This is a genomic window from Streptomyces sp. NPDC003036 (genome assembly GCF_040611175.1).
GTDB lineage: Bacteria > Actinomycetota > Actinomycetes > Streptomycetales > Streptomycetaceae > Streptomyces.
On record NZ_JBEXNO010000069.1, the window covers coordinates 1 to 24,194 of the forward strand.

18 protein-coding genes are annotated in these 24,194 nt (G+C 73.3%); 8 read left to right on the plus strand and 10 right to left on the minus strand.

The annotated features are described in order from the left end of the window. From ABZX67_RS32070 to ABZX67_RS32080, 3 genes are all read right to left on the minus strand, one after another. The coding region (locus ABZX67_RS32070; RefSeq protein WP_355367904.1) for a MarR family transcriptional regulator at positions 1-281 on the minus strand (281 nt) is incomplete at its 3' end. Positions 282-339: 58 nt separating this feature from the next. Further along, positions 340-2,709 carry a SpoIIE family protein phosphatase gene (locus ABZX67_RS32075; protein ID WP_355367948.1) on the minus strand — a complete coding sequence of 790 codons (2,370 nt, stop codon included), beginning with the start codon at positions 2,707-2,709 and terminating at the stop codon, positions 340-342. 69 nt (positions 2,710-2,778) lie between these two features. Then, on the minus strand, positions 2,779-7,080 hold the full coding sequence (locus ABZX67_RS32080; RefSeq protein ID WP_355367907.1) for a HAMP domain-containing protein: 4,302 nt from the start codon (positions 7,078-7,080) through the stop codon (positions 2,779-2,781). Between the two features lie 263 nt (positions 7,081-7,343). Here ABZX67_RS32080 and ABZX67_RS32085 point away from each other — a divergent pair, with 263 nt between their 5' ends. Further along, complete coding sequence (locus tag ABZX67_RS32085; protein ID WP_355367910.1) at positions 7,344-7,775, plus strand: DUF4190 domain-containing protein; 432 nt, start codon at positions 7,344-7,346, stop codon at positions 7,773-7,775. 22 nt (positions 7,776-7,797) lie between these two features. Here the strand turns inward: ABZX67_RS32085 and ABZX67_RS32090 are convergent, their stop codons facing one another. Further along, positions 7,798-8,232, minus strand: coding sequence for an anti-sigma regulatory factor (locus ABZX67_RS32090; RefSeq protein ID WP_355367913.1), 435 nt, complete (start codon positions 8,230-8,232; stop codon positions 7,798-7,800). Positions 8,233-8,513: 281 nt separating this feature from the next. Then, entirely contained in the window at positions 8,514-9,026 is a 513-nt protein-coding gene (locus ABZX67_RS32095; protein ID WP_355367916.1) for a MarR family transcriptional regulator, read from the minus strand. A gap of 103 nt (positions 9,027-9,129) precedes the next feature. Here ABZX67_RS32095 and ABZX67_RS32100 point away from each other — a divergent pair, with 103 nt between their 5' ends. Next, on the plus strand, positions 9,130-10,296 hold the full coding sequence (locus ABZX67_RS32100) for a PP2C family protein-serine/threonine phosphatase (protein ID WP_355367919.1): 1,167 nt from the start codon (positions 9,130-9,132) through the stop codon (positions 10,294-10,296). A 24-nt stretch (positions 10,297-10,320) separates the two neighbouring features. Here ABZX67_RS32100 and ABZX67_RS32105 read toward each other — a convergent pair whose 3' ends face one another. Further along, a complete protein-coding gene (locus ABZX67_RS32105) occupies positions 10,321-10,725 on the minus strand; it encodes an ATP-binding protein (RefSeq protein ID WP_355367951.1) in 405 nt (134 codons plus the stop codon). A 184-nt stretch (positions 10,726-10,909) separates the two neighbouring features. Here ABZX67_RS32105 and ABZX67_RS32110 point away from each other — a divergent pair, with 184 nt between their 5' ends. Continuing rightward, a complete protein-coding gene (locus tag ABZX67_RS32110; RefSeq protein ID WP_355367922.1) occupies positions 10,910-12,088 on the plus strand; it encodes a PP2C family protein-serine/threonine phosphatase in 1,179 nt (392 codons plus the stop codon). Positions 12,089-12,109: 21 nt separating this feature from the next. Here the strand turns inward: ABZX67_RS32110 and ABZX67_RS32115 are convergent, their stop codons facing one another. Then, positions 12,110-13,162: a lactonase family protein gene (locus tag ABZX67_RS32115; protein WP_355367954.1), complete on the minus strand. Its 1,053-nt coding sequence runs from the start codon at positions 13,160-13,162 to the stop codon at positions 12,110-12,112. A gap of 140 nt (positions 13,163-13,302) precedes the next feature. Between ABZX67_RS32115 and ABZX67_RS32120 the strand changes: the two genes are divergently transcribed. From ABZX67_RS32120 to ABZX67_RS32140, 5 genes are all read left to right on the plus strand, one after another. Beyond that, the gene (locus tag ABZX67_RS32120; protein ID WP_355367925.1) at positions 13,303-13,701 is read left to right on the plus strand and encodes a VOC family protein; all 399 of its coding nucleotides are present in this window, start codon (positions 13,303-13,305) and stop codon (positions 13,699-13,701) included. A 107-nt stretch (positions 13,702-13,808) separates the two neighbouring features. Next, positions 13,809-16,367, plus strand: coding sequence for a class III lanthionine synthetase LanKC (gene lanKC, locus ABZX67_RS32125; RefSeq protein ID WP_355367928.1), 2,559 nt, complete (start codon positions 13,809-13,811; stop codon positions 16,365-16,367). Continuing rightward, a complete protein-coding gene (locus ABZX67_RS32130; RefSeq protein ID WP_058940762.1) occupies positions 16,364-16,492 on the plus strand; it encodes a SapB/AmfS family lanthipeptide in 129 nt (42 codons plus the stop codon). Before lanKC ends, ABZX67_RS32130 begins: the two co-directional genes overlap by 4 nt. Before the next feature lie 395 nt (positions 16,493-16,887). Further along, positions 16,888-18,603: an ABC transporter ATP-binding protein gene (locus ABZX67_RS32135; protein ID WP_355367933.1), complete on the plus strand. Its 1,716-nt coding sequence runs from the start codon at positions 16,888-16,890 to the stop codon at positions 18,601-18,603. Then, a complete protein-coding gene (locus tag ABZX67_RS32140) occupies positions 18,600-20,354 on the plus strand; it encodes an ABC transporter ATP-binding protein (protein WP_355367936.1) in 1,755 nt (584 codons plus the stop codon). Before ABZX67_RS32135 ends, ABZX67_RS32140 begins: the two co-directional genes overlap by 4 nt. 16 nt (positions 20,355-20,370) lie before the next feature. On the opposite strand, the gene ABZX67_RS32145 is transcribed toward ABZX67_RS32140, so the two are convergent. The 3 genes from ABZX67_RS32145 to ABZX67_RS32155 all read right to left on the minus strand — a co-directional run. After that, complete coding sequence (locus tag ABZX67_RS32145; protein WP_355367939.1) at positions 20,371-21,021, minus strand: response regulator transcription factor; 651 nt, start codon at positions 21,019-21,021, stop codon at positions 20,371-20,373. 182 nt (positions 21,022-21,203) lie between these two features. After that, positions 21,204-22,496 (minus strand): PQQ-binding-like beta-propeller repeat protein, encoded by a 1,293-nt coding sequence (locus tag ABZX67_RS32150; protein ID WP_355367942.1) that lies wholly within the window; start codon positions 22,494-22,496, stop codon positions 21,204-21,206. 29 nt (positions 22,497-22,525) lie between these two features. Next, positions 22,526-24,194, minus strand: a 1,669-nt coding sequence (locus ABZX67_RS32155; protein WP_355367945.1) for a LuxR C-terminal-related transcriptional regulator, incomplete at its 5' end; no start/stop codon positions are given.

Consider the following 24,194-nt stretch of genomic DNA (forward strand, 5'->3'; position numbering starts at 1 on the left):
CCGAGGGCGTCGAGGCGGTCGCACATCCGGCTGACGGAGGAGGGTGCGGAGCCCAGGACGTCGCCGAGGGTGCGCAGGTTGATGGGCTGGTCGCGCTCCAGGATGTACAGCACCCGCAGCTGCGAGGAGGAGACCGGGGCGGGTGAGGTCATGTCCCGGCCCTTGTTCCACAGCACCTCGAGCAGCTCGATGACCCCGCGGGCGGCGTGAGCGGCACGGGCGGCGTGTACGGCGTACGCGCCAGCATCCCGGTCGGCGCCTGGGGAAGTCTCGGAACGCATGCCCCCAACTGTGACACCTCACAACGGCGTTGTCAGTCACCGGCAACCCCGTCCGGCGTCACACCACCTGGATGCCGATGAGGCACGTGTCGTCGTCCGTGTCCGACTTGCTGTGCGTGAGCAGACCGTCGAGACGCTGCTCGAGCGAGGTGGTCGGTATACGGGCGTTGCTCAGCAGCTTGGCGAGGGAGTCCTGGACCGACTCGTCCCGGCGCTCGACCAGCCCGTCGGTGTACATCAGCAGGGTGTCGCCGGGGGACATCCGCAGCTCCTCCTCCTCGTACGACGCCTCCGACAGCGCGCCGAGGAGTATCCCGCTGACCGTGCGCAGCGTGGTGGCCTTCTGCCCGCGGATCAGCACCGGTGGGAGGTGGCCCGCGCGGGCCCAGCGCAGGGTGCCCTTGTGCGGGTCGTACAGTCCGCACACGGCCGTGGCGGTGACGTGCTCGGTGAGGTGGTGGGCCACGATGTTCAGCCAGGACAGCAGCTGCCCCGGACCGGCGCCGGTGACCGCCAGACCCCGCATGGCGTTGCGGAGCACCACCATGCTGGTGGCGGCCTCTATGCCGTGCCCGGCCACGTCGCCCACGCACAGCATGACCTGCTTGGAGGGCAGGACGACCGCGTCGTACCAGTCTCCTCCGACCATGGACTCCGACTCCGCCGGCCGGTAGCGGACCGCGATCTGCAGCCCCGGGCTGTCCAGCGGTGCCTGCGCGGGCGGCATGATGGCGTGCTGCAACTGCAGCGTCAGGCGGTTGCGTTCGGCGGCCTGCTGCTCGGTGTGGGCGAGCTGGTCGCGGGTGGCCGCCAGGGCGACCTCGGTCCAGTGCTGCGCGGAGATGTCCTGATAGGCGCCGCGCACCGCCAGCAGCCTCTGGTCGGCGTCGACGACCGGCTCGGCGATCACGCGGATGTGCCGGGTGACCCGGTCCGGGCGGAGCAGGCGGAAGTCCGCCGACGCCGGCCGCCGGTGGCGCAGCACGGAGCGCAGGAACTGGCCGATGGCCACGGCGTCGTCCGGGTGGGCGTGGGCGGCCAACTCCTCCAGGGGCACGGGCCGCATGGTGCGGGGACGCCCGTAGAGGTCGAACAGCTGATCGTTCCACATGATCTCGCCGGTGGCGACGTTCTCCTCGAAGCCGCCGATCCGGCCGAGGCGCTGGGCGTGCTGGAGGAGGCTCGCCAGGCGTGCCGTCTCGTCCTCGACCCGCCAGATCAGCAGCACGCTGCTGCCGTGGCGGCTGACGCTGATGTCGGCCACGGCGGCGAGAGGCACCTGATCGACCAGGGCCGTCAGGGTCATGCGCCGGGCACGGAACGGCTCACCGGTGGCGTAGACGCGTTCGATGCTCTCGAACAACTCGCTGCCGCCGACCGCCATGGGGTACGCCTCCAGCAGCAGCGCGCCGCTGACGGCGTTGCGGGGGCGCCCGGCCGGGTCGACGAAACGGCTGTTGACGTGATGGATGCGGAAGTCGACGAGCTCGCCCTCCGGTCCGAGGAAGGGCGTCAGCACCAGCGCCGGGTCGTGCAGGCCCTCCGCCAGATTCGCCAGCTCGGACAGGTCGGGCGTGCTGATCCAGGCGTCCGCGGAAGGCACGACCGCGGTTCCCGGGCGCCCCTCCAGGGTGTGGGCGCAGAGCTCCGCCAGGGCCTCGATCTGCCGCTCGATCTGCGGCGGGTGCGAAGGCAGCGGGTCGGGCCAGCAGATCTCCAGGATCCCGTGGATGCGGCCGCCGGTTCCCGCCGGGACGGCGACGCGCCCGCCGTCCGGGTGGTGGGCCCACCCGATGGACGGCGGACCGGCCGCGCGCAGGGACGAGACCCGGACCGCCTGCCGCCGGCTCAGCGCCTGGCGGGCCAGCGTGGACACACCCGGTGGTACGTACCGCCAGCGCACGGCCTCGTCCGCCGGGAACCCGGCATGGCCGGCCAGGGTCAGGGAGGCGTCGGAGCCCGCCGTCCACACCGCCACGGCGCTGGCGCCCAGTGGCGTCAGAGCGTGCTCCAGCAGGGACTCCGCGACCGCCTGGGTGTCTCCCGCGGCCAGTGCGGCGCTTTCCGCCGTACGCAGCCGCACGCCGACGGAGACGTCCTGGTTCCCGGCGGATTCCGTCTCGCTGTGGGTACGCCGGACGAACTCGGTGGCGATGTCGGTGACATGGTCCCGGGCCGCCTGGTTGACGATGTCCGCCGCCAGCTCCAGCTGGGAGACGCCCGCCTCTTCCGCCAGCGCGGCCAGCTGCTGGGCCGCCACCGTCGGACTGCACCTGAGCCGCTCGACCAGCACGCCCTTGGCCAGCTCGATCAGGGCACGGCCGTCGGCCGCGGCCTGCGCGGCGCGGATCTCGCTGCGCAGCCGTTCGACCGTCGCGGCCAGCCTGCCCACCCCCGTGGACCGGTGCACGGAGGCAGCCGGCTCCACCTCGTCCGCGGTCCCGCCCTCGGTGGCCACCGCGGTTCCACGATGCTCAGGAGTGCTCACTGTGCTTCCTTACGCAGGGATCCAGCGCCCGATGCAGGCGATGAGGTCGTTGGCGTCGACCGGCTTGGTGACGTGGTCGCTCGCACCGGCGGCCAGGCTCTTCTCCCGGTCTCCGGGCATGGCCTTCGCCGTCACGGCGATGATGGGCAGGTGGGCGTGGGCGGGATCCTGTCTGATGGCGGACGTCGCGGTGTACCCGTCCATCTCGGGCATCATGACATCCATCAGGATCAGGTCGATCTCCGGATGCTCGCGCAGCGTCTCGATCCCCTTGCGGCCGTTCTCGGCGTGCAGCACCTCGATGCCGTGCATCTCCAGGATGCCGCTGATGGCGTACAGATTGCGGGCATCGTCGTCCACCACCAGCACGGTGCGGCCGGCCAGCGTGCTGTCGACGGGCTGGGAGGGCTGCTGGAACAGCTCCTCCGTACGCACCAGGGGCAGCACATGCCCCGGTTCCTCCGCCGACAGGTGCAGCGCGATCCGCTCCCGCAGCTCGTCGAGGCTGGAGATGAGCTCCAGCGGCCGTGCGTGGGAACGGGCCTGGAGCTCCTCCTCCTGGGCCCGCTCCAGACGGCGGCTGTTGTGTGCCAGGACCGGCACCGTCATCGCGGCGGCGTCGCCGTCCATGGCGTCCAGGAACTGCAGCGCCGCGCCCTTGGGCATGTCGAGCTCCAGGACGACGCAGTGGAAGGGCCCGGCGGCCAGGCTCTCGGCCGCTTCCTGGGCGCCCACGGCGGTGATGACCTCGATGTTCGCCGTGTGCTTGGAGAGTTCGCCGCTGCCGGACAGGTCGGCCACCGCGCTCTCGGCGACCAGGGAGAGCAGACCTCTGCTGCGCTCCTCGACGACCAGCAGCCGGCGCTTCTGGCGCGGTACCGCGGTCCGGCGGGCGGTCATGCCGCCGGCTGCGCGATCGGCGGCCGGCTGCGCGGCGGGCAGCGCCGCTTCCGGGGCGACGCCGGTGGCGTTCCACTCGGACCGCGCGATCGGCAGGTACAGGGTGAACGTACTGCCCTGGCCCTGCACGCTCTCGGCGGTCAGCGCGCCGCCCAGCAGATGGGCGATCTCCCGGCTGATGGACAGCCCCAGACCGGTGCCGCCGTACTTGCGGCTGGTGGTGCCGTCCGCCTGCTGGAAGGCGCCGAAGATCGTCTCCAGGTGCTGCTCGGCGATGCCGATGCCGGTGTCCTTGACGTGGAAGGCCATCACCGGCACACCGCGCTGCACGGAGGCCGGAAGCTCGTTCTCCGCGGCCATCTCGATGCGCAGTTCGACGCTGCCGCGCTCCGTGAACTTGACCGCGTTGGACAGCAGGTTGCGCAGCACCTGGCGCAGCCGCGAGTCGTCGGTCAGCAGGTCGGTCGCCACGCCCGGAGCGGTGCTGATGGTGAAGTCGAGGTGCTTCTGCGCGGTCATGGGGCGGAAGGTGGCCTCGACGTAGTCGAGGAGCTGCCGCAGCGCCACCACTTCGGGGTTGATGTCCATCTTGCCGGCCTCGACCTTGGACAGGTCCAGGATGTCGTTGATGAGCTGGAGCAGGTCCGAGCCGGCCGAGTGGATGATGCCCGCGTACTCGACCTGCTTGGGGGTCAGGTTGCGGGTGGGGTTCTGGGCCAGCAGCTGGGCGAGGATGAGCAGGCTGTTCAGCGGGGTGCGCAGCTCGTGGCTCATGTTGGCCAGGAACTCCGACTTGTACTTGGAGGCGAGCGAGAGCTGCTGGGCCCGGGCCTCCAGTTCCTGCCGGGCCTGTTCGATCTCCAGGTTCTTGGTCTCGATGTCGCGGTTCTGCGCGGCCAGCAGCGCGGCCTTCTCCTCCAGCTCCGCGTTGGACCGCTGGAGCTCCTCCTGCTGCACCTGGAGCTCGGTCGAGCGCGCCTGCAGTTCGGCGGTCAGCCGCTGGGACTCGTCCAGCAGTTCGTCGGTGCGGGCGTTGGCGACGATGGTGTTGACGTTGACACCGAGCATCTCCATCAGCTGCTCGAGGAAGTCCCGGTGCACGGCCGTGAAGGGCGTGAACGACGCCAGCTCGATGACGCCGAGCACCTGGTCCTCGACGACGATCGGCAGCACGACCAGGCTGACCGGGACGGACTGCCCCAGGCCGGAGGAGATGCTGACGTAGTCGCCGGGCAGCTGCTCGACGGCGATCGTCCGCTTGCTGCGGGCGGCCTGCCCGACCAGCGACTCGCCGAGCTTGAAGCGCGCGTGCCCGGCGAAGTCGACCGGGCGGCCGTAGGAGCCGACCAGCCTCAGCTCGGTCCCCTCCGCAGCCTCCTCGGCCAGGTAGAAGGCGCCGTACTGGGCCGACACCAGCGGTGTCAGCTCGTCCATCACCAGCTCCGCGACCACGGCCAGGTCCCGGTGGCCCTGCATGAGGCCGGAGATGCGGGCGAGGTTGGACTTGAGCCAGTCCTGTTCCTGGTTGGCCAGAGTCGTCTCGCGCAGCGACTCCACCATGGTGTTGATGTTGTCCTTCAGTTCGGCGACCTCACCGGAGGCGTCGACCGTGATGGACCGGGTCAGGTCGCCCTCGGCCACCGCGCTGGCGACCTCGGCGATGGCCCGCACCTGCCGCGTCAGGTTGCCGGCCAGCTCGTTGACGTTCTCCGTCAGCCGCTTCCAGGTGCCGGACACGCCCTCGACCTCGGCCTGGCCGCCCAGCCGTCCCTCACTGCCCACCTCACGCGCCACGCGCGTCACTTCGGCCGCGAACGAGGACAGCTGGTCGACCATCGTGTTGATGGTCGTCTTGAGCTCCAGGATCTCGCCGCGGGCGTCGACGTCGATCTTCTTGGAGAGGTCTCCGTTGGCGACGGCCGTGGTGACCAGGGCGATGTTGCGGACCTGGTTGGTCAGGTTGTTCGCCATGGAGTTGACGTTGTCGGTGAGGTCCTTCCAGGTGCCGGCCACGTTGGGGACCCTGGCCTGGCCGCCGAGGATGCCCTCGGTGCCCACCTCGCGGGCGACGCGGGTGACCTCGTCGGCGAACGCGGAGAGCGTGTCGACCATGGTGTTGATCACGCCGGCGAGGGCGGCGACCTCGCCCTTCGCCTCGACGGTGATCTTCTGCGAGAGGTCGCCCTTGGCCACCGCGGTGGCTACCTGGGCGATGGAACGCACCTGCCCCGTCAGGTTGGAGGCCATCACGTTGACGTTGTCGGTGAGGTCCTTCCAGGTGCCGGAGACTCCCCGGACGGTCGCCTGACCGCCGAGGTTCCCCTCGGTGCCGACCTCGCGGGCGACGCGGGTGACCTCGTCGGCGAAGGCGGAGAGCTGGTCGACCATCGTGTTGATGGTCTCCTTCAGCGCCAGGATCTCGCCCCGGGCGTCGACCCGGATCTTCTGCGAGAGGTCTCCCTGGGCGACCGCGGTGGTGACCTCGGCGATGGAACGCACCTGGGCGGTGAGGTTGTCGGCCATCACGTTGACGGACTCGGTGAGGTCCTTCCAGGTGCCCGAGACGCCCTTCACGTCGGCCTGGCCGCCGAGCCGCCCCTCGGTGCCGACCTCGCGGGCGACGCGGGTGACCTCGTCGGCGAAGGCGGAGAGCTGGTCGACCATCGTGTTGATGGTGTTCTTCAGCTCCAGGATCTCGCCCCGGGCCTGGACGGTGATCTTCTGGGAGAGGTCGCCCTTGGCCACGGCCGTGGCCACGTGGGCGATGTTGCGGACCTGGTCGGTCAGGTTGCCCGCCATGAAGTTCACCGAGTCGGTCAGGTCGCGCCACACGCCGCCGACGCCCGGCACCTGGGCCTGGCCGCCCAGCTGGCCTTCGCTGCCGACCTCGCGGGCGACGCGGGTGACCTCGTCGGCGAAGGCGGAGAGCTGGTCGACCATCGTGTTGACGGTGTCCTTCAGCTCCAGGATCTCGCCCCGGGCGTCCACGTCGATCTTCTGCGAGAGGTCGCCCTTGGCCACCGCGGTGGCCACCTGGGCGATGTCCCTCACCTGGGTGGTCAGGTTGCCGGCCATGGCGTTCACCGAGTCGGTGAGATCGGCCCAGGTGCCCGACACGCCGGGCACCACGGCCTGGCCGCCCAGGGTCCCCTCGGTGCCGACCTCCCGGGCCACCCGGGTCACCTCGGAGGTGAACAGCGACAGCTGGTCGACCATGCCGTTGAAGACGGTGGCGATCTCGCCGACCAGCCCCTCCGCCTCCACGGGCAGCCGGGTGCCGAAGTCCCCGTCGCGGACCGCCGTCAGGCCGGCCAGCAACTGCCGCAGCTCCGCCTCGCCGACCTTGCCGCCCCCGCGAGCCGGCCGGGACCGGGGCACGGCGCGCGCCCCTTCGACCACCGTCTCAGCCATGACCAACCTCGTTCCTCAGATGCCACGACGAAAAGACCGAACAGACGCACGCTCCCGGCGGGAGCGGCCCCCACAACATTTGCTTTAATGCTTAACCATTGCCGTACGGCAAATGCTCGCAGCCTAACCCGCGCGTCACGACGAGGGCAATCGGCCCCCAAGACGCGCGCCCCCGGGTGCGTGCGCGGCCCGATGCGGGGCACACGCGGTGCACGGCAACTCCCCTATCAGCAGCAGACCTTCGACGGCAAAAGGAGCTTGTCATGTCCGACGCGCACCGACCGCAGGCGGAGTATCCGAACACGGCGTACGAGTCCGGCCATCACGCCGACAGGCCGGGTGGCGAGCGACCCGGTCAGGGGATGGCGATCGCGGCGCTGGTGACCGGTGTCCTGTCCCTGCTCCTGTTCTGGCTGTGGTTCGTGGGCATCCCGCTGGCCATCGCGGCCATCGTGCTCGGCGTCATCGCGGTGCGGCGCGCCCGCCGGGGGCGTGCCGCCGGAAAGGGCATGGCGATCACGGGTCTCGTGCTGGGCGCGCTCACGGTGGTGGGCACGGCTGTGCTGATCGCGGTGGGCGTGTCCCTTCTCAACTCGGACAGCGGGCGGGACTTCCAGGCGTGCGTGGACAAGGCGCAGACGGAGTCGGCCCGGCAGGAGTGCGCCGACGACTTCGGCCGCGATCTGAGTGACTGACGGGTCCGAGGCCGCCGCGGCGTCATGAGGGCGACGTCCAGCGCACGGCGACGACGGTCGTGCCCTGCCCTGGTTCGGTGTGGACGTGGAACTCGTCCATCAGGCGCCGTGCGCCCCCTAGGCCGTGCCCCGGGCCGGCGCCGGTGGAGTACCCGTCGACGAAGGAGGTGTCCAGGTCGGTGATGCCCGGTCCGTGATCGGTCACCGACACCCGCAGCCCCCGGCGTCCCGACCGCTGGACGACTCTCACCTCGCAGGCGCCGCCTCCGCCGTGGACGTACGCGTTGCGTGCGAGCTCGCTGGCGGCGGTGACGATGCGCGTCTGGTCCACCAGCTCGAAGCCGGCCCGTACGGTCGCGGAGCGCACCGCGTGGCGCAGGGCGAGCAGGTCGTCCTCGCTGCGCAGAGGGTGTGTGGCGGCGGCCCGGCCGCCGGCGTCGTCGTCGTGTGGATCCATGCGCAGCCCCTTCCTGAGGCAGATCACCCCGGTGCCGGTCGATCCCGTTCCGTGGCGACGGTACTGCCGCCTTCGTGACGGTTGCCGCATGGCAAATGTAGCCCGAAGGGGAAGCATGCCCCGTGGCTATCGCCAGAAAACAGTTGCCGTTTGACAACTGTGACCCAAAGGAAACACTCTTTCCTCGTGCGAGTCCCTCCGCGTGCCCCGCCCGTGGCGCGCACGCTCGAGAACAAGGCAGGTGACGGTGAAGCGGACGGCATGCCGTGCGCCTTCGGCGGTCAGGCGGTCTCCTCCGCGTCGCCGGCCTTGTGGGCCCCCCGGGCGTCCTCGGATTCCTGGGTGTCCTCGACGGCGAGGCGGAAGCCGCTCAGACCGGTGGCGAGGGCCGTGCGCTGGGCGGCCGGCATGGCGGAGATGACGTGGATCAGGGCTGCTTCGCGGCGGGCGCGGAGGTCTTTGAGGTAGTTCTCGCCGCGTCCGGAGAGGCGGAGTTCGAGTTCGCGGCGGCTGGCGGCGCTGGGGGAGCGCTCGATGAAGCCGAGGGCGTCGAGGCGGTCGCACATCCGGCTGACGGAGGAGGGTGCGGAGCCCAGGACGTCGCCGAGGGTGCGCAGGTTGATGGGCTGGTCGCGGTCGAGGATGTACAGCACCCGCAGCTGCGAGGAGGAGACCGGGGCGGGTGAGGTCATGTCCCGGCCCTTGTTCCACAGCACCTCGAGCAGCTCGATGACCTCGCGGGCGGCGTGTGCGGCAGCATCCCGGTCAGCGCCTGGAGAAGTCTCGGAATGCATGCCCTCAACTGTGACACTTCGCAACGGCCTTGTCAGTCTCCGCGACATAAGAGGCCATCCACTCCTTATTACGCAATTCTCTCGAACAGGTGGTACCCGAACGGTGGACAGATTCTCGGCTGTGGAGCGCGCGCTGCGCGGGGCGCCGCCCCACGCCCTTCTCGAAGCAGTGCGTGACGCGCTCATCGCCCACTACACGGCCGTCTCCGTCGACCTTCTCGTGGCCGATTACGCGATGACCATACTGCAACCGGTCCAGCCCCTCGCGGACGCCGTCGAGCCCGTGCCGGTACACAGCAGCGCGCCGGGACGGGCCTTCGGCTCCCAGCAACCGTATGTCGAAAAGCAGCCACGGGGCACCCGTGTGATCGCCCATTTCCCCGTCAGTGTGCGCGGAGACCGTATCGGCGTCCTCACCGTCCGCTTGCCCGCCGACGGCTACACGCCCCCTACCGAGCGGGAACTCCAGGAGATCGCCGAGATCCTCGGACACGAGATCGTGGTGGCCGAACGCGACACCGACCTGTACCTCCAGGCCCGCCGCGCCAGCCGCCTCACCCTCGCCGCCGAGATGCAGTGGCAGCTGCTGCCCGGCCGCTCCTGCTCGCGCCCGGAGTACGAGATCGGCGCCCAGCTGGAGCCCGCCTACGCCATCCACGGTGACAACTTCGACTGGTCCACCTCCGCCGACCACCTCACCCTCACCGTCACCAACGGCATGGGCGAGGGCATCGAGGCCGCGCTCCTGACGAATCTCGCCATCAACGCGCTGCGCAACGCCCGGCGGGCCGGGCTGGGCCTCGCCGACCAGGCGTGCCTCGCCGATCAGGCCATCTACGGTCACTACCACGGGGCCGCGCACCTCTCCGTCCTCCTCCTGCGTTTCCACCTCGCGACCGGAGACGCCGAGATCGTGGACGCCGGATCGCCGAAGATGTGGCGGCTGCGGAACGGCAAGCCCGAACCGATCGACCTGGAGGCGCAGCTGCCGCTCGGCATGTTCGAGGACACCCTCTACCGGGCGCAGCCCTTCAGCGTCCTGCCGGGCGACCGGCTCTTCTTCGTCAGCGACGGCGTCTACGACGCCGCCTCGCCGGCCGGGGAGCGCTACAGCGACAAGGCGCTCGCCCGCGCGATGACCGCGACCCGCCTCCTTCCGCCGTCCCAGGTGCCCCGCGCGGTGCTGCACGAGCTCGCCGGGCACCGCGGCCCCGTCGCCGCGGAGGACGACGCCATGGTCCTCTGCCTGGACTGGCACGGCCGCCGGTAACCGGCCGCCACCCCTCCCTGCCGCCTACCACGGCAGGAAGACGTGGATCTCCTTCCCCGTCCGGTCCCGTACGACGTCGACCCGGCCGAGCGCCTGGACGATGTGCCAGCCCAGACCGCCGGGCGCCCGATCGGGCCGGCAGGGGACCGGCTTCGGCGGCTCGGGGTTGGTGTCGCCCACCATGACGTGGACCCCGTCGAAGGTGCGCCGCACCCGCAGCGTGAACGGCCCCGGAGCGTACTGAACGGCGTTGGCCGCCAGCTCCGTGACCACCAGCACGATGTCGTCCCGGCTGTCGGGCTCCGTCGGCGGATCGGCGTACGCGAGGGTGTCGAGGAACTGGCCCGCCGCCAGCCGTGCGTCCGTGACGTTTCTCAGGTCTCCGTCAAAGCGCGTGCGCAGACCCTCGCCGACCTCGCCGCCGCGCATGGGGTCCCAGTCGTCCTTGAGTGGCCCCGGCACCATCCTCGACCTCCCGTCTGTCCGTTTCATGCGAATGGTCCGCCTGCCCGTACGGGCGTGATCTACTCGCCCGCATGGGCACCCCCGCCCAGCCGCCTTACACTGAGTGAGGACCGGTTCCCTTTCCGAGCTGGGGAAAAGGCGGCACGACGTGGACAGACTCATCGCCGTCGACAGGGCACTGAGGGCCGGCGCACCCCACACCCTCCTGGAGATCGTGACGACCGCCCTCGCCACGGAGTACGGAGCCGAGCGGGTGGAGCTCCGGCTCGCCGACTACGCGGTCCGATCGCTCCAGGCGGTCGAGCGAGCCCCCCGCAGGACCGAGCCGGTGGGCATCCACGACAGCCCCCAGGGACGGGCATTCGGATCCCAGGAACCGGTGGTCGTCGAGGGCGGCGCCACCGGCGCGGTGGACGTGCACCTGCCCGTGACCATCCGGGGCGACCGGATGGGGGTGCTCTCCGTCCGGCTTCCCGGCGACTGCCCTCTCGACACCGTCCTCCCGGAGATGCGGCACATCTGCGAGGCGCTCGGCCACGAGATCCTGGTCGCCGAACGGGACACGGACCTCTACGTCCTCGCCCGCCGCGCGGCCCGCCTCACCCTGGCCGCGGAGATGCAGTGGCAGCTCCTCCCCGGGCGGGCCTGCTCCCGCACGGAGTTCTCCCTGGGCGCCCACCTGGAGCCCGCGTACGCCATCTTCGGCGACAACTACGACTGGTCCATCTCCGCCGACGACCTGATCCTCACCGTCACCAACGGCATGGGGCAGGGCATCGACGCCGCGCTCCTGACCAATCTGGCGGTCAACGCCCTGCGCAACGCCCGGCGGGCCGGGCTCGGTCTCGCCGACCAGGCCGCCCTGGCCGATCAGGCGGTCTACGCGCAGTACCACGGGCGCACCTACGTCTCGGTGCTCCTGCTGCGCTTCGTTCTCGCCACCGGCGAGGTGGAGGTGGTCGACGCGGGGTCACCGCGGGCCTGGCGGATGCGCGCGGGCGTGGTGGAGCCGCTGCGCTTCGAGGCTCAGCTGCCGCTGGGGATGTTCGAGGACACCCCCTACGTCACGCAGCCCTTCAGCGTGGAGCCCGGTGACCGGCTGCTCTTCGCCAGCGACGGGGTGTACGGCGTGCCGTCCTCCGCGAGCGAGCACTACGGAGAGCGGGCCCTGGCGCGTTCGCTCAGCGCCACCCGCCTGCTGCCCCCGAGCCAGGTGCCGGCCGCCATGCTCCGGGACCTCGCGGCACACCACGGGGAGACCCCCCTGGACGACGACGCCCTGGTGATGTGCCTCGACTGGTACGGACCCTCGCCGAAGACGCCCTGATCCGCCGAACCCCGGCGAACGTCAGGCGAAGACCACGCAGGCGGCGGCCGGTACCTCCAGCGCGCCCGCGCGGCGCGGTTGCCCGCTCAGCGGGTCGACGTCGAACCAGGTGACGTCGCCGGACCACTCGTTGGCGACGTACAGCCTGCGCCCGGACGGGTCGGGCACCAGAGCGCGCGGCCAGACGCCCCCGCACTCCACGACCCCCGTGAGCCGCGGCTTCTCGGCACCGTCGGCGAGGGAGAGGGTGACGATCGTGTTCCTGCCGCGCACCGCGGCCCGTACGAACCGCCCGTCGGAGGAGACCGAGACGACCGACGGGTGCGCCCGTACGCCGTTCGGACCGGGATCGGGGTCGACGTCGACCTCCGCGAGCGGCTCCAGGCGCCCGGACGCCGGATCCCACTGGCAGACGGTGAGCAGCGGTTCCAGCTCGTGGAGGACGTACACCACCTCGCCGTCCGGGTGGAACGCGAGGTGCCGCGGCCCCGACCCGGCGCGCAGCACCGTCTCGGCACGCACCCGCAGCTCCCCGGTGCCGGTGTCGAGCGCGCAGACGCGTACCGAGTCGGTGCCCAGGTCCACGGTGAGCACCCACCGGCCGCTCGGGTCGGGGAGCACCTGGTGGGCGTGCGGCCCTTCCTGCCGGTCGGCGTCGGGGCCCGAGCCCCGGTGCGTGAGCACGGCGGGAGGCCCGGCGAGGCCGCCGTCGGTGGCCAGCGGCAGGCTGCTCACGCTCCCGGAGACGTAGTTGGCGGTCAGCAGCCGGCGCCCGGCCACACTGAGATGGGTGGGGTTGACGCCCCCCACCTCGACCGCCGCTCCGAGCGGGGCGAGACCTCCGGCGGTGGGCCGGAAGGCCGCGGCCCTGCCCGGTTCCGTCTCGCTCACGGCGTACAGCACCCCCGTGTCCGGCGCGAGGGCCAGCCAGGAGGGGTTCACGACGGTGTCGACGTCCGCGAGCGCGGTCAGCGCCCCGGTCGCCGGGTCCACGTCCGCGACCGTGATGCCCCGCCCGCCGCCCGAGGTGTACGAGCCGATGTACGCCCGCGGCCCGCCGCCCGCGCGCTCCATGCCCTCGCCCACAGGGTGCTCCTCTCCGTCCTCCGGTCCTCCATGATGTGCGGCACGCGGCTGCCGCCGCCCCGTTCACTGGGCCGTCCGGGGGGTGCCTCACGGGGTGTCGGTCCGGGGGAGCGGGGCACAAGGGCTCCATGACCGTTTCGAAGACAAGTGTCCTGGTTCTGGACTGTGCCGAACCGGAAGCCCTGGCGGAGTTCTACGCGTCCTTACTCGGTGCCCGCGCCCAGCGGGGGACCGACCCCGACTTCATCGAGGTCCTCGACCACGACGGCGTACGCCTGGCCATCCGCCGCGACCACGGATACGCGCCCCCGAGCTGGCCCCGCCCGGACGACGCGCAACAGGCGCACCTGCACATCCTGGTCGCCCAGGAGGACATGGACGAGGCCGAGCGCGAGGCGGTCGGCCTGGGCGCCCGCCCCGTGGAGACCAGGGACAACTCCGGGCCGCGTGATGTGCGGACGTACGCCGACCCGGCCGGGCACTCCTTCGTCCTCGCCGCCCGGGAGGGCCGCTCGTCCGTCACGTGACGGACGTTACTCGTGCGTTCCGCACGGCTCTTTGCTGACAGTTGTGACTGTTCGCCGCCCCCGACCCGGTGGCACTGTCTTCCTCGTCGCCGACCGAGGGAGCAGGAGTGAACAAGGGGTACGCCACCTTCTGCGACGCGGACCGCCACTTCTACGACGCGCCGCACCGGCTGTCACTCGACGGCCAGGGCCCGTACGCACTGGCGCTCGCGTCCGTACCGGACGGCTGGCAGCGGCACCGCAGCGGGGACTGGCTCGCCCTGCGGCCCGTACGGCACACGCTGCCGGCGCAGGGGTGGAAGATCCACGTGTCGGCGTGCCTGGACAACGCGGAAACGATTCTCTCCCGCACCGCCGACTACTGCCTCACCCACGGCATCGCCTTCAAGTTCGTCCCGAGCCGCTACCTGCTCCACAACCGCAACGCCAAGTACGCCGACCGCGCCGCCAGCGGCAAGTTCATCACCGTCTATCCCGCCGACGACGAGCAGTGCCACCGCGTCGCCGGCGACCTCGACGCCCTGCTCGCCGGCGAGGCCGGTCCGTACATCCTCAGCGACCTGCGCTGGGGCCAGGGCCCGGTGTTCCTCCGGTACGGCAGCTTCACCCAGCGCCACTGCTACGACGACAAGGGCGAGCTGTGCCCCGCCGTCGAGGACCCCGACGGACGGCTCGTCCCCGACCTGCGCGGCCCCGTCTTCCAGACGCCCGACTGGGTCCGGCTCCCCGACTTCCTCCGGCCGCACCTGGAGGCCCGGCAGAACGTCACCGTCGCCGGCATGCCGTACACCGTCGAACGCGCCCTGCACTTCTCCAACGGCGGCGGCGTGTACGTCGCCCACGACACCCGCACCGGCGAGAAGGTCGTCCTCAAGGAGGCCCGCCCGCACGCCGGGCTGGCCGCCGACGGCGCCGACGCCGTCACCCGGCTCCGCCGCGAACGCGAGGCCCTCGAACGGCTCGCCGGCCTGCCCTGCACCCCCGAGGTGCACGACCACTTCACCCTCGGCGACCACCACTTCCTCGCCATGCAGTACATCGAGGGCAAACCGCTCAACACCTTCTTCGCCCGCCGTCACCCGCTCATCGAGGCCGACCCCACCCCCGAGAGCCTCGCCGCCTACACCGAGTGGGCCCTGCGCATCCACCGGCTGGTGGAGGAGGCCGTCGAGGCGGTCCACGCGCGCGGCGTCGTCTTCAACGACCTGCACCTGTTCAACATCATGGTCGCCGAGGACGAGGAGTCCGTCGTCCTGCTCGACTTCGAGGCCGCCGCGCACATCGACGAGGGCCGCCGGCAGACCGTCGCCAACCCCGCCTTCGTCGCCCCCGCCGACCGGCGCGGCTTCGACGTCGACCGCTACGCCCTCGCCTGCCTGCGCCTCGCGCTCTTCATCCCGCTCACCAGCCTCCTCCCGCTCGACCCGCACAAGGCACGGCACCTGGCCGACATCGCGGCCGCCCACTTCCCCGTGCCGCGCGACTTCCTCGACGAGGCGGTCGCGGAGATCGCCCCGGGCCCGGCCCCCGCGCCGTACTTGCCCGTCGAGCCGGCCGACTGGCCCCGCAGCCGCGACTCCCTGGTCAGCGCCATCACCACCTCCGCCACGCCCCACCGGGACGACCGGTTCTTCCCCGGCGACATCGCCCAGTTCGCCACCGCCGCAGGCGGAATGAGCCTCGGCTACGGTGCGGCAGGCGTCCTGTACGCCCTTGCCGAAACCGGCGCCCCGCGCCACACCGCCGCCGAGGAATGGCTCCTGGAGCACACCAAGCAACCCCCCTCCGGCAGCCCGCTCGGCCTCTACGACGGCCTCGCCGGCATCGCCTGGACCCTCGACCGCCTCGGCCACCCCGAACGCGCCCTCGAACTCGCCGAACTCGCCCTCGCCCGCCCCTGGGACGACATCGCCCCCGACCTCCACAGCGGGCTCGCGGGCCTCGGCCTCGCCCTCGACGCGCTCGGCCTCCACGACGCGGCCCTGCGCTGCGCGGACCTCACCGGCCGCACCCATCCCACCCGGGCCGGGCTGCTCCACGGCAACTCCGGGCCCGCGCTGCTCTACCTGCGCCTGTACGAACGCACCGGCGACACCGGCCTCCTCGACCTCGCCGCCGACGCCCTGCGCCGCGACCTCGACCGCTGTGTGCGTGGCGCGGGCGGCACCCTCCAGGTCGACGAGGGCTGGCGGACGATGCCGTACCTCGGCGCCGGGAGCGTCGGCATCGGCATGGTGCTCGACGACTTCGCCGCCCACCGCGACGACGAGCGCTTCGCGCAGGCGCGGACCGAGATCGTACGGGCGGCCCAAGCCACCTTCTACGCCCAGCCGGGGCTGTTCCGGGGCGCGGCCGGCATGGTGCTGTACCTCAGCCGCACCACCGCGCCCGGCGTCCAACCCGCCGACGTACACCGCCAGATCGACGCCCTCACCCGGCACGCCGTGCCGTACCAGGGACATCTGGCCTTCCCCGGCGAGCAGATGATGCGGCTGTCGATGGACCTCTCCACGGGGACCGCCGGCTGCCTGCTCGCCCTCGGCAGCGCCGCCACCGACGGCGTGGCACAGCTGCCGTTCCTTCCGCCGCTGCGGCGGCCCCAGAGCCGGTCCCAGTCCGGGACCGTGAAGAAGCACACCGTCCCCATAGAAGGGAAACGAACATGACGCTTCTCGACCTCCAGTCGATGGAAACCCCCAAGGAAGAGGCCACGGGCGATGTCGCCACGGGGAGCCGCGCGAGCCTGCTGCTCTGCGGTGACAGCAGCCTGAGCGTCACGACCTGCAACTGACGCGTCCTGGCCACCCGGTGCCGACACCGTGTGGCCGCCGGCCCCGGCCCGAGCGGGCTCTCCCGCTCGGGCCGGGGCTCCGGCATCGGCGGGCTGCGCGGGGCCTTTTTCCCCCACCCCTCCCCCTACGCCCTGCGGGCGTGGGGGCCCCACTTCCCGTAACCGGGGCTTCGCCCCGGACCCCCGTTCGTCTGCGGACCGTAGTCCGGTGTGCCCACCCTCCCCCGTAGCCCTTCGGGTACGGGGGAGGCGCTGAGACCGTTCCGCGTCCGTACGAGCCCAAGGCCGCCGGCCGCGAGGAGTCGAGCCCGGAGGGGCCCCGCCCCGGACCCCGCACCGACGGGTGCCGCCCCCCCGTGGGGCCTGGGTCCCGAACGAGGAAGGACACGCCCCGGATGCCTACCCCAGCCCCGGCGAGCACCGCGTTGCGTGCCGCCGCGCGGCGCAGTGCCCCGCATACCGCCGCCCTCCTCCTCTGCTCCCTCGCCTCCGCCCTCGCCACCCTCGCCGAACCCGCCGCCGTCGGCCACACCCTTGACCTCCTGCTCGCCGGCGCCCCCGCCGCCCCCCGCTGGGTCGCGTTCTGCGCCGCACTCATCGCCGCCGACCTGGCGCTGGACGCCGCCGTGGCGTGGCTGACCGGCGTGACCAACGCCCGTACGACGGCCCGGCTGCGTACGCACGTCCTCGCCCGGCTGGTGCGTACCGCGCCGCACCACGCGGCCGCGCGGTTCCCCCCTGGGGACCTGGCGACGCGGCTCACCGCCAACGCGACGGAGGCGGGCACGGTGCCCGCCACCGCCGCGAGCGCCGCCGCCTCCGTGCTGCCGCCCCTCGGCGCGCTGGTGGCGCTGTTCCTCATCGACTGGCGGACGGCGGCCGCCTTCCTCGCCGGCGTACCCCTGCTGCTGCTCCTGCTGCGCGCGTTCGCCCGCCACTCCTCCGACAGCGTCGCGCGCTACCAGCGCGTGCAGTCGGGCATCGCCGACCGGCTCGTCGAGGCCCTCGCCGGGGCGCGTACCGTCGCCGCCGCCGGGACCGCCGCGCACGAGCGGCGGCGCATCCTGTCCACGCTGCCCGAACTCGGCGCCGAGGGGCGGCGGATGTGGCGCGTGTACGGCGCCGCCGTCGCCCGCAGCGGTGTGCTGATGCCGCTGCTCGTCTGCCTGGTCCTCGCCGTCGGCGGGCTGCGCCTCGCGTCCGGGGCGATCGGCGTCGGCGAGCTGCTGGCGGCCTCGCGGTACGCCGCGCTCGCCGCGGGCGTCGGCGCGGTGGCCGGGCTGCTGGGCGGCCTGGTCCGGGGCCGGGCCGCCGCCCGCCGCACGACCGAGCCGCTGTCGCTGCCGCCCTTCGCGTACGGGACGGGGAGCCTGCCCCCCAGCGGCGCCGGCACGCTCGCGCTGCGCGGCGTCACCGTCGTACGCGACAAAACAGCCGTGCTGCGCGACGTCGACGTCGTGGTGCCCGGTGGCGCGACGGTCGCGGTGGTCGGCCGCTCGGGGTCCGGCAAGTCGCTGTTCGCGGCGGTCGCGGGCCGGCTCACCGACCCCGACGACGGCGAGGTCCTGCTCGACGGCGTCCCGCTGCGCGCCCTGGACGAGGGAGACCTGCGCCGCGAGGTCGGCTACGCCTTCGCGCGACCCGCGCTGTTCGGCGCGACGGTCGAGGAGGCCCTGGCCTTCGGCGCGCGGACACCGCCCCGCGACGCCCTGCGCTCGGCGGCCCGCGCGGCGGGCGCCGACGGCTTCATCGAGCGGCTGCCCCACGGCTACGCCACCCCGCTCCCGGACGCGCCCCTGTCGGGCGGGGAGCTGCAACGCCTGGGCCTGGCGCGCGCGTTCGCCCACGCCGGGCGGCTGCTGATCCTCGACGACGCCACGTCCAGTCTGGACACCCTCACCGAACGGGAGGTCCAGCGGGCGCTGACCCGCGACGTACGGCACGGCACCCGGCTCGTCATCGCCCACCGGCTGTCCTCGGCGGCCCGTGCCGACCTGGTGATCTGGCTGGACGAAGGCCGGGTACGCGCCACCGGGCCGCACCCGGAGCTGTGGCGGGACCCGGCCTACCGCGCGGTCTTCGCCGCCACGACCGACGGAACCGCCTCATGACGAGCCATGGCCCGCTGCGCCGCGTCCTTCCGCAGGGACGCCGGTTCCTGCTGCGCCGACGGCGCGCCCTGCTCACCCTGACCGGCTGGTCGCTCCTCGAATCCGCCCACACCTTCCTCACCGGTTACGGCGTCGCCCGCGCCCTCGACGACGGTTTCCTCGCGGGCCGTACCGGCACCGGACTGGTGTGGCTGGCGGTCGCCGCGGGCGCCGCCGTGCTGGGCGGGTTCGCCGTCCGCGGCGTGTTCGCGGGCCTCGCCGGTCTGGTGGAGTCGCTGCGCGACGGGCTGGTGCGCCGGGCCGTGTCGCAGGCCCTGGCCGCGGCGGTGTCCGACCCGGCCCGGTCGGACGGCGCCGCGGCCACGAGCACCGCGGCCGTCTCGCGGCTCGTCCACCAGACGGAGATGGCCAGGGACAGCTTCGCGGGACTCGTCCTGACCGCCCGGTCGTTCGTCTTCACGGCTCTGGGCGCGCTGCTCGGGATGGCCTCGCTGGCGCCCGCGCTGCTGCTCGTGGTGGTGCCGCCGCTGCTCCTGGGACTGCTGCTGTTCCTCGCCACCCTCGCGCCGATGGCCGCCGCGCAGCGGGCGTTCCTCGACACGGACGAGGCCCTGTCGGGCCGGGTCGGCGCGGTGGGGGCGGGGCTCCGCGACGTGGTGGCGTGCGGCGGGGAGCGCCGGGTCACCGAGGACGTGGGCGCGCTGATCGGCGCGGAGGCGCGCCTGTCGCGCCGCCTCGCCCGGTGGGCCGGGGTGCGTACCCTCGCGCTGGGCGCGGCGGGCAGGCTGCCGGTCGTGGCGCTGCTGGTGGCGACGCCGTGGCTGCTCGGGCGCGGAGTCACCGCGGGCGCCCTGCTCGGCGCCTTCACCTACCTCGTACAGGCGCTGCTGCCCGCGCTGCACACGCTCATGACGGCGCTGGGCGCGGCGGGGACCCGGCTCCTGGTGGTGCTGGACCGCTTCGGCACGGAGGAGCCCGCGCTCCCGGGCGGGGAGCCCGCCGCCGCGCCCGTACGGCAGGACCCGCGCCCGCGCGCGGCCGCCGCCGTCGAACTGCGCGGCGTCACCTTCGCGTACGGCCCGCGGGCCCGCCCGGTGCTCGACGGCCTCGACCTCGTCGTCGAGCCGGGGGAGCACCTCGCGGTGGTCGGCCCCAGCGGCATCGGCAAGTCCACGCTGACGGCGCTCCTCGCCGGGCTGCTCGCCCCGACGGCCGGCACGGTCCTGATCGACGGCGCCCCCGCCCGCGGGCACGACGGCCCGCCCGGACCGGACCCGCGCCGCGCCCTGCTGCCGCAGCAGGCCCACGTCTTCAGCGGCACGGTCCGCGACAACCTCCGCTACCTGCGGCCCGGCGCGCACCCCGCCGAGGTGGAGGAGAGCGTCGAGGCGCTGCGCCTCGCCCCCCTGGTGCGGCGGCTGGGCGGCCTCGACGCGGTGATCGACCCCGGCGCGCTGTCGCAGGGCGAGCGGCAGCTCCTGGCCCTCGGCCGCGCCCACCTCGCCGCCGCCCCGCTGCTCATCCTCGACGAGGCGACCTGCCACCTGGACCCGGAGACGGAGGAACACGCGGAGCGCACGCTCGCCGCACGCCCGGGCACACTGATCGTCGTCGCCCACCGCCTCTCGTCGGCGGTACGGGCGGACCGCGTCCTGGTCCTGGACGGTACGCGGGCGGCGTGCGCGCCGCACGAGGAGCTGCTGGGCACCTCGCCGCTCTACCGCGACCTCGTGGGCGTCGCCCACGGCTGAGCCACGCGGCCCGGCCTCACACCCACCCCGCGCCCTGCGAGATACGGATGGCGTCGATCCGGTTGCGCGCGCCGACCTTCCGCGTGGCCGACGCCATGTAGTTGCGCACGGTGCCGTTGGACAGATGCAGCCCTCTGGCGATCTCGGCGATGGACTCGCCCTCCGCCGCGCGGGCCAGGACGCTCAACTCCCGGGCCGTCAGCGGCATCCGCGACGCCTCCAGAAAACCGAAGGCGAGCGATTCGTCGACGAACCGCTCGCCTGCCGCCACTTTGCGGATGGCCCTCACCAGACGGCGTGGGGAGCCGTCCTTGTCGACGTAGCCCAGCGCCCTGGCCTCGAAGGCCTTGCGCAGCGCCCCGGGGCGTCCCGCCGAGGCGAGCACCAGCAGCCCGATGCGGGAGCCGAGGCCCGTACCGCCCCCGGGGCGTCCCTCCTCCCACAGCGTCGCGGTGCCCGGACAGTCGAGGTCGACCACGCACACGTCGGGCGTTAAGGACTCCGCCTGCCGGAGCGCCGTGCGCCAGCCGCACGCGGAGACGTCGAACTGTCCCTCGGACTCCCCTGGCTCCCCGGACTCCCCCGACCCCTCCGACTCCTTCGTGAGCAGCGCCGCCAGCGCCGACCGCAACAGGGCGACGCTGTGCAGGACAAGCACCTTGGTCATGGCGGTTCCCCTCCCGGTGGTGGCCCGGCGCTACCCGGGCGCTCGGATGCCACACATGCGACTGCCCCGGACGCGAGCGCAGGAACCTTTCGCTGGGGCGTACGGGGCGCGCGGTACGGACCAATGGGCGCCCCTCGTGCGCCCCGTGCGCCCGTGTGCGCCCCCTCCGGTCCGATGGGGCGTCAGGACCGCTCGTACGCGGTGAAGGGCGAGGACCGGTACCCCGCCTCACCGACGATCAGCAGCCCCCGGTAGTCGAACAGCGCGTCCCCACCGTCGACCTGGTCGTGGAAGCCGCGGTTGTCGAGCTCCTCGCCGGTGGCGGCGTCGAAGACGAACACGTCGCCGTCGGCGAAGTAGTGCTCGTCCGCCTCCGTGAGCACGGTGACCTTCCCGTCCTGGACGAGCAGGCCCTGGGCCTCCACGCCGTCGATGTGCTCGTCCGTGCCGCCCCAGGCGACCTCGCCGGTCGCCAGGTCGAAGGCGACCAGAGTGTGGTCGTAGTACCTGCTGTTGTGATCGCCCAGGGCATAGAGCCTGTTGTCGTCCACCGCGACCCAGAACCGTACGGGTGCGGTGTGCTGATAGGTCCCGCCAATGGCGCCGTAGTCGCCCTTGTAGTCGATGGCGGGGTGGGCGCGGCCGTCCTTGCCGAACGAGTAGTAGGCCCCGGGCCCCGCCACGACCAACGGGTCCGCGGACACCACGCGTACCTCCGAGCCCCCGGCGAGCAGCGGGCGGCGGGCGCTCAGAGGGGTCGACCAGAGCAGCGCGCCCGTGACCGAGTCGAAGGCGGCGGCGTGCAGTTCGCCGGAGCTGCCAGGCGCCTCGTCCGTGCCCACCTGGACGCCACCGCAGGCGAGCACCGCGGCGACCCGGCGCTCGGCCGCGCCGAACCGGCCCACCGAGCAGTCCTTGGGGACGGCCGCGGTCCACCGCACCTTGCCGGTGCGCACGTCCACGGCGCGCGGCACCCGCTCGCCGAGCACGGCGACTCCGCCGGCCGCGACCACGGTCTCACGCTCGGAGTCCGCATCGCCGGCAACGTAGGCGATGCCGGTGCGCCAGAGCTCACGACCGTCCTTCAGGTCGATCGCGACGGCGGTGGCGCACTCCCCGGCCTTCTCCGACCTGCCTTCGGCGTCGCGGACCACCACCAGCACGGACGCGGCCTCGTCGGCGTCGCCACCGCAGATCTCCGAGCGTCCGGGCGGCACGTACTCCCATGCCCGCTTGCCGGTACGGGCGTCGAAGCCGGTCACGGCGTCGAAGCGGCTGCGGACCAGGGTGTCGCCGGACAGCCAGACGCCGTTGCCGTGGTCCGAGTCGGTGCGGTCCGCGGGGGTGTTCCAGCGGACGTCCATCGAGTCGCCCGGGAAGCGCCCGGTGGTGGACAGGCACCCCGCCGTGATCGCGCCGACCACGGCCAGCACCACCCCGAGCCTGATCAGTATCCCGGCGAGCCGACCGCTCATTGAGTCCCCCTCAGCTTCAGCGGCGATCATCATACGAGTCGGTCGGCCGCCCCCATCCCGTCCGCCCGGTCCATCAGCCGCGACAGCTCCACCCGGGAGCGCACCTGGAGCAGCGCGAAGACGTTCCGCAGGTGGTGGTCGACGGTGCGCGGGCTGATCGACAGCCACGCGGCCACCTCGCGGTTGGTGGCCCCCTCGGCGACACAGCGCGCGATCCGCAACTGCTGCGGCGTCAGCACGGGCAGCGCCCCGGCCGGTTCCCGCCGGGGCCCCAACGCCTCACCGGTCGCCCGCAGTTCCGCCCGGGCCTGTTCGGCCCAGGGGCGGGCCCCGCACCGCTCGAAGGCGACGAGCGCGTCCCGCAGCCTGCCCCGCGCCTCGCGCGGACGGCGCCGGCGCCGCAGCCACTTGCCGTAGAGCAACAGCGTGCGCGCGGTCTCGAAGTCGCCGCCCGCCTCCTCGTGGCGGCGCAGCGCCTCCCGGAAGACGGCGTCCGCCTCCTCCGACTCCGGCGCGAGCAGCGCCCGGCACCGCGCCAGCTGCGCCGGGGCCTGCGCGTCCGCGCCCAGCGCCGCCCAGACCGCGAACTCCTCGGCCGCCGCCCGCGCGTCCTCGCACAACCCCGCCGGTACGGCCGCCTCGACGAAGCACGGCACGGCGAGCATCCGCACGCCGAAGTGGCCCCGGCGCGGCCCCGGCCGCACCAGCGGCCCGAGCCGGGCGGCGGCCTCCGCAACCCGCCCGCGCCCGAGATCGGCGCGGGCCGCCGCCCACTCGGCGAGCGTGGCCGCCTGGGCGAGGCCGTGCGGCCGCGCGATCGCCAGGGCGTGCCCCACATGGCGCGCCACGGCCCCGGCGTCGCCCTCCACCGACGCGACCAGCGCGAGCACCGCGTGCTGGTGCGCGACGACGTTGCCCAGCCCGGCCCGGTGCGCCCCGCGCAGCCCCTGCCGGGCGTGCGCCCTCGCCACGGCGTGCCGCCCGCCCCGCAGCTCCGCGTACGCCAGGTGCTCCAGCACCCGCGGCTCCAGCGTGGTCAGGCCCCGGGCCCGGGCGAGCGCCAGCGCGCGGGCACCGGTCCGGCAGGCGGCCGCGCTGTCGCCGAGCACGAGCGCGGCGGCCCCGGCCCGCAGCAGCCGCACCGGGTCGTCGTCCCCCACGGCCCGCCGCAGCACCCGGCGCAGCGGCTCCCGCGCCCGGTCCAGGCGCCCGCCGAGAGCCGCGTACAGGCCCAACCGGTAGTCGTACGACGCCCCGGGCTCGTCGCGCAGACGGGCCGGCGGGCCCCCGTCGCCGCCGAGCGCGGCCAGGCACGCCGCCATGTCGCCCATCGCCCACCCGGCCTCGACGGCGGCGAGCCGCGCGGCCAGGGCACGCTCCGGGTCGTACGGGCCCAGCAGCGCGGCCGCCACCAGCAGCTCCGCGTGGGCGTCGCCGACGGGCCCGTCGTACAGCGCGAGGGTGCCGCGCACCAGCTCGGCCCGGCCGCGTACGGCTCCGTGGGCCGCCTGCCGCGCGGCGGCGAGCAACTCCCGCGCCCGGCGCGGCACCCCGGCCGCCCCGGCGAGCTCGGCGGCGGCGGTCAGCCGCGCCGCCCGGCCGGCGCCGTCGCCACCGAGCTCCGCGGCGCGGGCGAGGGCCCACGATCGCTCCAGCGGACTGCCCTCCGCCTCCGCGGCCGCCTCGAGCGCCGCCGCC

Coding starts and splice junctions, on each gene's coding strand:
- ABZX67_RS32105 (WP_355367951.1), bottom strand. CDS start 10,725: ATGCGCGGCGGCGAGGTCGGCGAGGGTCTGCGCACGCGCTTTGACGGA.
- ABZX67_RS32150 (WP_355367942.1), bottom strand. CDS start 22,496: ATGAGCGGTCGGCTCGCCGGGATACTGATCAGGCTCGGGGTGGTGCTG.
- ABZX67_RS32085 (WP_355367910.1), top strand. CDS start 7,344: ATGTCCGACGCGCACCGACCGCAGGCGGAGTATCCGAACACGGCGTAC.
- ABZX67_RS32130 (WP_058940762.1), top strand. CDS start 16,364: ATGACGCTTCTCGACCTCCAGTCGATGGAAACCCCCAAGGAAGAGGCC.
- ABZX67_RS32135 (WP_355367933.1), top strand. CDS start 16,888: ATGCCTACCCCAGCCCCGGCGAGCACCGCGTTGCGTGCCGCCGCGCGG.
- ABZX67_RS32140 (WP_355367936.1), top strand. CDS start 18,600: ATGACGAGCCATGGCCCGCTGCGCCGCGTCCTTCCGCAGGGACGCCGG.
- ABZX67_RS32090 (WP_355367913.1), bottom strand. CDS start 8,232: ATGGATCCACACGACGACGACGCCGGCGGCCGGGCCGCCGCCACACAC.
- ABZX67_RS32095 (WP_355367916.1), bottom strand. CDS start 9,026: ATGCATTCCGAGACTTCTCCAGGCGCTGACCGGGATGCTGCCGCACAC.
- ABZX67_RS32120 (WP_355367925.1), top strand. CDS start 13,303: ATGACCGTTTCGAAGACAAGTGTCCTGGTTCTGGACTGTGCCGAACCG.
- ABZX67_RS32080 (WP_355367907.1), bottom strand. CDS start 7,080: ATGGCTGAGACGGTGGTCGAAGGGGCGCGCGCCGTGCCCCGGTCCCGG.
- ABZX67_RS32145 (WP_355367939.1), bottom strand. CDS start 21,021: ATGACCAAGGTGCTTGTCCTGCACAGCGTCGCCCTGTTGCGGTCGGCG.
- ABZX67_RS32115 (WP_355367954.1), bottom strand. CDS start 13,162: ATGGAGCGCGCGGGCGGCGGGCCGCGGGCGTACATCGGCTCGTACACC.